This is a genomic window from Bacillus sp. AP50 (assembly GCF_040492675.1).
In the GTDB taxonomy this organism is placed as follows: domain Bacteria; phylum Bacillota; class Bacilli; order Bacillales; family Bacillaceae_G; genus Bacillus_A; species Bacillus_A cereus.
Map to the genome: position 1 here is coordinate 1 of NZ_JBEUTW010000036.1, position 2,493 is coordinate 2,493.

The window sequence follows — 2,493 nt, forward strand, 5'->3', positions numbered from 1 at the left end:
TTTCTATTTTATAATCAAAAAAAAACAAAAAATCCCTCTACAATGAGAGGGATTTTTTCTTATAGTATAATCGCAATTAATCCGCCAGATCCTTCATTAATTATTCTTTCTAGCGTTTCTTTTAATTTATATCTAGCATTTTCTGGCATTAAAGATAATTTCGCCTGAATTCCTTCTCGAACAATCGAGCTAAGTGAACGTCCAAATATATCAGAATTCCAAATTGATAACGGGTCATCTTCAAAATCTTGCATTAAATAACGAACTAATTCTTCACTTTGCTTTTCAGTACCAATAATCGGCTCAAACGTTGACTCTACATCTACTTTAATCATATGAATAGATGGCGCTACCGCTTTTAACTTCACACCAAACCTTGAACCGTGACGAATAATTTCTGGCTCATCTAAGCTCATATCTGCTAATGCAGGCGCTGCTACACCATATCCTGTTTGCTTAACCATACGCAGTGCATCCGCCACTTGATCGTACTCTATTTTCGCATGAGATAAATCGAGCATAAGCTTTAATAAATGATCTTTCCCCCGAATTTCTACTCCTACTACTTCTTTTAAAATTTGATCATACAATTCATCTGGCGCATATAAATCAATCTCAGCCACACCTTGCCCCATATCAATGCCAGCTAGGCTCGCTCGATCAATAAATTCATATTGACTAAACTGCCAAACAACGCGATCCACATCACGAAGACGTTTTATATCCTTCACAGTTTCTTGAACTGCTTCTTGATAACTTTGACGCAACCAATGCCCTTCATTTAGCACCATTACCCAGCTCGGAAGGTTCACATTCACTTCTAATACAGGAAATTCAAATAGTGCTTCACGAAGTACATTATATACATCTGTTTCTCTTAAACTCTCCACACTCATTGCAATAACCGGGATATCATATTCTTCTGATAAACTTTGGCGTAATTGCTCTGTATCTGGATGATACGGCTGTACCGTATTAATTATCATAATGAAAGGTTTTCCTACTTCTTTCAACTCATTTACAACGCGTTCTTCTGCCTCTATATAATCTCTTCTTGGAATTTCACCAATTGTTCCATCTGTTGTAATTACAACACCAATTGTTGAATGTTCTTGAATTACTTTACGCGTGCCGATTTCTGCAGCTTCATGGAATGGAATAGGTTCTTCATACCAAGGGGTATTAATCATGCGTGGGCCATTCTCATCTTCATAGCCCTTCGCTCCAGGAACCGTATATCCAACACAATCTACTAATCGAATATTCACTTCAAGTCCTTCATCTACTTCGATAGAAACCGCTTGGTTTGGAACAAACTTCGGTTCCGTCGTCATAATTGTACGACCAGCAGCACTTTGAGGCAATTCATCCTGCGCTCTTTGACGGTCAGACTCATTCTCAATGTTTGGAATAACTACAAGTTCCATAAATTTTTTAATGAATGTTGATTTCCCTGTTCGAACAGCTCCTACAACTCCAAAATAAATATCACCGCCTGTTCGTTCTGCAATATCTTTAAAAATATCTACCTTTTCCAAGTGATTCCCTCCCTCAAAATTTTTGGGAATAATTCCGCGTTTATAGTCAACTAATACCTTCTCTAACGTTGCCTATAATATCTGATATAATATAATGGTATTCTAGAAGTTCGGACAATATATCATATAATTTTGTCCAATTTCATATGACTATTAAAAAATATCTTTTGTTTGCATCGTAAGTTGTATAACATAAAAAACCTTTCTTCTAGAACTTATTCACTAAAAGAAAGGTTCATGACTTATCATTTTAAAAAAATTGGTTCTCCGTCCTTTACTGTGTACGGTAAAGAATAAGCTGGTACAAACGGGGATCCTTTTGAAAGTATATTTCGAATATCTTCTCCTTCCGCAAACTGCCCTTCATTTTTTTTCAAAGCGTCATATAAGTCAATTCTATAATCAACAAAAACTTCTCCTTTTTCATTAATTACAAAAGGAAGTCCTTTACCAGAATATGGGCTTGTCACTTGTGGCACATCTTTATATCCTAGTTTTTTGAAATCCAATTCATATACACCATCTGAAATTACTTTTTTAAAAGGTGGATATTGATGTTCATCACGATACATCCTAAGCTTTAAAGATAGTTCCTGAATTTGTTCAGCCATCCTAACATCAATTAACTTTACTGTTGGATTTGTTTCAACGTCTATTAATACGTATTGATATACTCCTCCACTTTCATACGCATTCCCTGGCGCTTCTTGTATGTAACGCGGGGCAATCTGTTGAAAATCGATCGGATACTTTTGATAAATAGGTGTACTCATATCCCTCGTCTTAATTGGCAATATCCCATCATTTTGCTCCTTAAATGTCACAACAGCTTTTTGAACAACCTGTAGCTGATCTTCATAAGGAACCGCATTTTGCTTCATATTTTCTTTCGGATACAGACACCCCGTTAAAAGGCTCATACAACAAAATATTAAAATAATATGTAATTTTTTCA

The 2,493-nt window shown here is 35.7% G+C and carries 2 protein-coding genes; both read right to left on the reverse strand.

Annotated features, from left to right (window positions below; all coding sequences use genetic code 11):
- Window positions 1-59 precede the first annotated feature (59 nt).
- Window positions 60-1,538, reverse strand: a complete 1,479-nt coding sequence (spoIVA, locus tag ABWK52_RS04825) for a stage IV sporulation protein A (RefSeq protein WP_000416519.1) — start codon at window positions 1,536-1,538, stop codon at window positions 60-62.
- Window positions 1,539-1,783: 245 nt separating this feature from the next.
- The coding region (locus tag ABWK52_RS04830) for a hypothetical protein (RefSeq protein WP_353771881.1) at window positions 1,784-2,493 on the reverse strand (710 nt) is incomplete at its 5' end.